At 67.0% G+C, this 5,773-nt stretch carries 6 protein-coding genes; all 6 read right to left on the reverse strand.

Annotated elements, in window-relative coordinates:
• A partial coding sequence (locus LPZ50_RS20735) for an ABC transporter ATP-binding protein (protein ID WP_230664532.1) occupies positions 1-851 on the reverse strand: 851 nt, incomplete at its 3' end.
• A gap of 29 nt (positions 852-880) precedes the next feature.
• Entirely contained in the window at positions 881-1,819 is a 939-nt protein-coding gene (locus LPZ50_RS20740; protein ID WP_230664534.1) for an ABC transporter permease, read from the reverse strand.
• 4 nt (positions 1,820-1,823) lie between these two features.
• Positions 1,824-2,741: an ABC transporter permease gene (locus LPZ50_RS20745; protein WP_230664536.1), complete on the reverse strand. Its 918-nt coding sequence runs from the start codon at positions 2,739-2,741 to the stop codon at positions 1,824-1,826.
• A gap of 45 nt (positions 2,742-2,786) precedes the next feature.
• Complete coding sequence (locus tag LPZ50_RS20750; protein ID WP_230664538.1) at positions 2,787-4,331, reverse strand: ABC transporter substrate-binding protein; 1,545 nt, start codon at positions 4,329-4,331, stop codon at positions 2,787-2,789.
• Positions 4,332-4,444: 113 nt separating this feature from the next.
• On the reverse strand, positions 4,445-5,374 hold the full coding sequence (locus tag LPZ50_RS20755) for a ZIP family metal transporter (RefSeq protein ID WP_230664540.1): 930 nt from the start codon (positions 5,372-5,374) through the stop codon (positions 4,445-4,447).
• A partial coding sequence (locus tag LPZ50_RS20760; RefSeq protein WP_419195622.1) for a GNAT family N-acetyltransferase occupies positions 5,371-5,773 on the reverse strand: 403 nt, incomplete at its 5' end. The genes LPZ50_RS20755 and LPZ50_RS20760, both read right to left, overlap by 4 nt.

Below are 5,773 nucleotides of genomic sequence, written 5' to 3' on the forward strand. Positions count from 1 at the left end.
TGCCCGCCGACCAGCGAAGGCACGATGCCCGGAATGGCATTCAGGCGCTCGCCGCGGCGCCCCTTGCCCGGCGCGCACCCCAGCAGCCCGCGCGTATAGGGGTGGCGCGGATCGCTCAGCACCGCGCGCGTGTCGCCCAGTTCCAGCGGCTGGCCGCCATACATGACCATGACGCGGTCCACCGCGCTGGCCACGACCGCCAGATCATGCGTGATCAGGATCATCGCCATGCCGAACTCCTGGCGCAGCTCCGCCAGCAAGTCCAGGATCTGCGCCTGCACCGTCACATCCAGTGCCGTGGTGGGTTCGTCCGCGATCAGCAGCTGCGGCTCGCTCATCAGGGCCATGGCTATCATCACCCGCTGCCGCTGCCCGCCCGACAACTGGTGCGGATAACTGCGCAGGCGTTGCACCGGATCGGGCACCTTGACCCGTTCCAGCAGGTACAGCGCCCGTTCGCGCGCCCGCGCGGCGCTGGCGCCGTCGCGCACCATCAGTTCCGTCATCTGCCGCTCGATGGTGTAGACGGGATTCAGCGAGGTCATGGGCTCCTGGAAAATCATGGCGATGCGGCGCCCGGCAATGCTGGCGGCGAATCGCGCCTCGGGCATGGCCGCCAGGTCTGCGCCCTGGTAGGACAGTGTCCGCGCGCGCAACTCGGCGCCGGGCGGCAGCAACCGCATCAGCGCCAGCGCCGTCATCGATTTGCCCGAACCCGATTCGCCGACGATGCCCAGGGCCTCGCCACGGTCCAACGCCAGGCTCATGCCCCGCACCGCGTGCAAAGGCCCCCCTGCGGTGGGCAGCGTCACGTCCAGCCCCTCGATCTGCAATAAGGAATTCGTAGACATACTGTGTGTTTCCCGTAACGGCAAACCGTTCAATTGCGCTTCTCGGGCGATGTCACATCGCGCAGTCCGTCGCCCAGCAGATTGGCGCCAATCACCAGCAGGAACAGCGCCATGCCGGGCAGCACCACCAGCCAGGGGCGGTGGAAAATGGCCATCTTTCCTTCGGCGATCATCAGCCCCCAGGACGGCGTGGGAGGCTGGATGCCCACCCCCAGGAACGACAGGGCCGCCTCGGCCAGCACCGCGATACCCACCTCGAAGGTGAACACCACGATGATCTGGTTGAGCAGATTGGGCAGGATCTCGTGGAACAGGATCTGCCGCCGGTTGCTGCCCACCGCCTTCGCCGCGGCGACGAAGTCCAACTGGCGCAGGCGCAAGGTGCTGGTGCGCGTCACCACCAGGTAGTAGGTCCAGTGCAGCCCGCCGATAATGCCTATCACCACCCACAGCGACGGCCCGATGATGAACACCAGCGCCATGGCCAGCAGCAGCCCCGGCAGCGCCAGCTGGCAGGTCAGCAGGAAGCTGACCGCGGAATCGATGCGCCCGCCGAAGTAGCCCGCGCACAGGCCAAGCGTCACGCCGATCAGGCAGCCGACAGTGGCCGCGCCGAACCCCACGATCAACGAAATGCGGGTGCCGTAGATCAGCCGGCTGAGGTAATCGCGGCCCACCTGGTCCGTACCCAGTGGATACGTCCAAGAACCCTCGGGCGCCCACACCGGCGGCACCAGGCGATGCGCCAGCGACTGCGCATAGGGATCGTGCGGCGCGAGCCATGGCGCCAGCAGCGCCACGGCCAGCAGGGCCAGTACGATCAGGGCGCCGGCCTGCAGGCCGCGATGCCCGCGCACCCGCCGCCAGAAGGCCTGGCGCCGCTGCGCATCCAGGTCCTCGCGGCTGTGCTGGGCGTCATCCGCGGCTGCCGGCACGACGCCGGCCCTCAAGGTTTTTTCTTGGTTCACGCGCCTACCCCATGCGGATCCGCGGATCGAGCAGCGCATTGAGCACGTCCGCCAGGAAATTCATAACAATGAACACCAGCGCGAAGATGAAGATCAGCATCTGCACGGTGGGAATATCGCTGCCCAGAATCGATTGCAGCGTCAGCCGCCCCAACCCATTGATGGCGAAGATGGATTCCACGATCACCGAGCCGCCGAACTTCTGCCCGAGCTGCACCGCCAGCACACTGACAATGGGCAGCATCGCGTTGCGCATGGCGTGCCGCATCAGCAGCGAAATGCCCCGATAGCCCTTCGCGCGCGCGGTGCGCACATAGTCGGCCCCCATCACTTCGATGAGCCCGGCGCGCGTCAGCCGCATGACCGCGGGCACGGAACTGGTGCCCAGCACCAGCGCCGGCAATACGTAGTGCAGCCAGCTGGTGTCGCCCGACACCGGAAATACCGGGATCATCACACTGAACAGGATCACCAGCACCAGGCCCAGCCAGAAGTTGGGAACGGCCTGGGCCGATACGGCGATCCCCAGCGAAAACCGGTCCAGCGCCGAGTTGGGCCGCAGCGCGGCGGCGACGCCCAGCGGAATGGCCAGCAGCACCGTGACCGCCACGGCCATCAAGGCCAGGCGTATTGTGGGCGGGGCGTGCTTGGCCACCAATTGGCTGACCGAGTCGTGCCAGTAGTAGCTTTCGCCAAAGTCTCCCCGCACGGCGGCCGACAGCCAATCGCCGTAGCGCTCGATGAATGGCCGGTCGAAACCGTACTGGTGGCGGATCTGCTCGACCAATTCCGGCTCGGCGTTCTCGCCGGCGATGGCCTGGGCGGGATCGGTGGCCACGTTCAGCAGCACGAAGGTGGCGAACGACACGGTCAGGGCCACCAGCACCGCCAGGCCCAGGCGTCTTAGCGCAAAGCGCAACATGGATAGTCTCCGTTGTACAAGGCGCGCCGCGGCGCGCGGCGGTGGCTAGGGCTTTGCCGCCCAGTGGGCCTGGTACAGGCGCGGCAGCCCGTCCGGCGGAACGGGAAACTCCAGGTCCGGCGACATCAAGTAGTTCACCGAGTACGTGTAAAGCGGAATCCAGTAGGCCTGATCGGCAATGGTCTGCAGCGCCTGGCGGTACAGCCCGGCGCGTTGCGCCGGGTCGTTGGTGCGTTCGGCCGCCATCACCTCTTGCATGACCTGGGGATTGCGGGACAGGTTGCGGTCGGTGTCGCCGAAATGAATGCGCGCGATCATCGCGGTATCGGCGGTTCCTCCATTCGCCCACGACCCGATATACGCGCGGATCTTCCCGGCGGCGCGGGCCCTGTCCAGCGAGGCCAGCTGGCCATAGCGCAGCTTGACATTCACGCCCGCGGCCGACAGGTCGGCAGCCACCGCCTCGGCCACGGCACGGTCGCGGTAGGCCCACAGCTCCAGGGGCTCGCGCTGCCGGTAACCGGCGTCGGCCAGCAAGGACTTGGCCTTGGCCAGGTCGTACGCATAACGCGGAACATCCTGTGCGCAACCGAACTGCGTGGGGTGGCAGGCCGTATACAGCGGCTCGGCCACGCCGCCGATCAGGAACTTGGCGATCGCTTCCCGGTTGACGGCGTAGTTCAATGCGCGCCGTACCTTCACATCGGTCAGCGGGTTGGGCCCGGTCACGCCCGACGCATCCAGCACCACGAAACTGACGCGCAGGCTGGGGCCGGACTTGCTCACCGCCCGCCCCGTGGCGGCCATGCTCTGCGCCACGTCCAGCGGCATGTCATAAGCCCAGTCCACGCCGCCGCTCATCAGCTCGGCCTGCTGGGTGCCCCAGTCGGGAATAGTGCGGGCCACGATGCGCCCGATGGCCGCGCGCCCCTTGGGACTGTCGGCATAGTAATCGTCGAACCGCACCAGCACGGCCTTCTGGCCGGGCTCGAACGATTCCACGCGATAGGGGCCAAGCCCGTCGGGGTGCAGCGCCTGGGCCCCGCGGTCGTTCTTGCCGTCGACCTGATAGGCGCCATTGCGGCGTATCGGTATGCGGCGCGCCATGTCGCGCAGCGCCAGGGGATAGACGGCCTTCAGGTGGAAACGCACCTGGTACGGCCCGAGCTTTTCCACGCTTTTGAGCCAGCGGCCGACGGTGCCCGAGGCGCGCGTTCCGCTGTCCGGCGCCAGCACCCAGTTGTAGGTGTAGACCACATCATCCGCGGTAAAAGGCGCGCCGCTGTGAAAACGCACGCCCTGGCGCAGGGTGACGTCGATGGTGGTGTCATCGACATACTGATATGAAGTCGCCAGCATGGGCGAAATCTCGTTGGTGGCGGTATCGACGTCGAACAGGCGGTCATCCGTCAGGTCGGACAGAATCACATGTTCCTGCGACGTGGTGTACAGATAGTCCAGGTTCACCACTTCACGCTGGAACGCCACCACCAGCGTGTCATCGCCGGGGCCCGCCCAGGCTTGCGCGGCCACCGCGGCGCAGCCCAGTGCAAGCGCGCCGGACCAGCGCCGGCAGAATCGCAATAGCATGTTGTCTCCTAGGAATTATGAAATTTCCAGGCATGCTACCTTGCGTGTTAGCTGCGTAACTTCGAATTATCCGCAAAAAACATCGAATTTATCGAAGATTCAAACCGCGCGTCCTAGCCTAGCGCGGTATCCAGGAACATCATCACCGCGAACCCCGCCATCAGGCCCACTGTTGCCGGGGTTTGATGCCCATTGCGGTGCGTTTCCGGAATGACCTCGTGGGACACCACGAAGATCATCGCGCCAGCCGCCAGCCCCAGGCTTACCGGATACGCCACGGCCAGCCCGCTGGACATGCCCAGCCCCACCAGCGCGCCCAGCGGCTCCATCAGGCCGGTGGCGACGGCGATCAGGGCCGCGCGCACCGGCGCCAGGCCGATGGCCCGCAGCGCCATCGCCACGGCCAGCCCTTCGGGAATGTCCTGGATGGATATCGCCGACGCCAGCGGCACGCCGACCTGCATGTCGCCGTTGGCAAAGCCCACGCCGATGGCCATGCCTTCCGGCAGGTTGTGCAAGGTGATAGCCAGCACGAACAGCCACACCCGGTTGACCCGTTCCGCCTGCGGCCCACAGGGGCCGGTGCTGTCGTGTTCGTGCGGCGTGAAGGCATCCAGCCCCAGCATCAGCAGTACGCCCAGCGCCAGGCCCGCGACCACCACGGCGGCCGCTGCCGGCCCGTCGCCGTACAGGACCTTGGCGGCTTCCAGGCCGGGCAGGATCAGGGAAAAAGCACTGGCGGCCAGCATCATGCCGGCGGCGAAGCCCAGCATGGTGTCCTGGGTGCGCGCGTGGATGGTGCGCAGGCCGATGGCTGCCAGCGCGCCCAGCGCCGTGGCGCTGAAGCCCGCGGTGCCGCCCAGCAAGGCGTAGCGCACATACAGGGGTTCGACCCCCGTCAGCCCGTAATACAGCCCGGACGCCAGCAGCCACAGCACGGCCAGCGTGGCGGCCGCCAGCCCCAGGGCAACCAGCGGCCTGGCTTGCGCCTGCGCCGCCCAGGCGGCCCGCCAATCGCGCGCGGCAGTATCGGTATGGTTCATGATCGTGGCCGTTCCATGTGGAATTCCGCGCCGCCGTCGGCAATGACCCTGAATCCCAGGCGTTCGTACAGGCGGCGGGCGGGATTGGTCTTCAGCACGTCCAGCCGCGTAGGCAGGCCGTCCGCATCGGCCTGGTCCAGCACTGTACGTAGCAGGCGCGCGCCCAGGCCCCGCCCTTGCCAGGCCGGCGCCACCTGCACCTGCACCACATGCCAGGCGGCAGCGCCGCGATAAGCCTTGAACAGCCCGGCGGGCTGGGCATCGACAAGCACGATGCAGGCATCTTCCCAGTGATAGCGGATACGGGCCAGGTGCGCGCCGTCGTCAACCCGCAGGCCGCGCCCGGATACCTGGAACAAGACTTCAGCCGCGAAACACCCAATGCCTATCTGAGCCGCG

Source organism: Bordetella petrii (genome assembly GCF_020991325.1).
Classification (GTDB): Bacteria; Pseudomonadota; Gammaproteobacteria; order Burkholderiales; family Burkholderiaceae_B; genus Bordetella_A; species Bordetella_A petrii_E.

Excerpts from the sequence above, each read along its gene's own strand:
- LPZ50_RS20750 (WP_230664538.1), bottom strand. The coding sequence starts at position 4,331 with ATGCTATTGCGATTCTGCCGGCGCTGGTCCGGCGCGCTTGCACTGGGC.
- LPZ50_RS20755 (WP_230664540.1), bottom strand. The coding sequence starts at position 5,374 with ATGAACCATACCGATACTGCCGCGCGCGATTGGCGGGCCGCCTGGGCG.
- LPZ50_RS20745 (WP_230664536.1), bottom strand. The coding sequence starts at position 2,741 with ATGTTGCGCTTTGCGCTAAGACGCCTGGGCCTGGCGGTGCTGGTGGCC.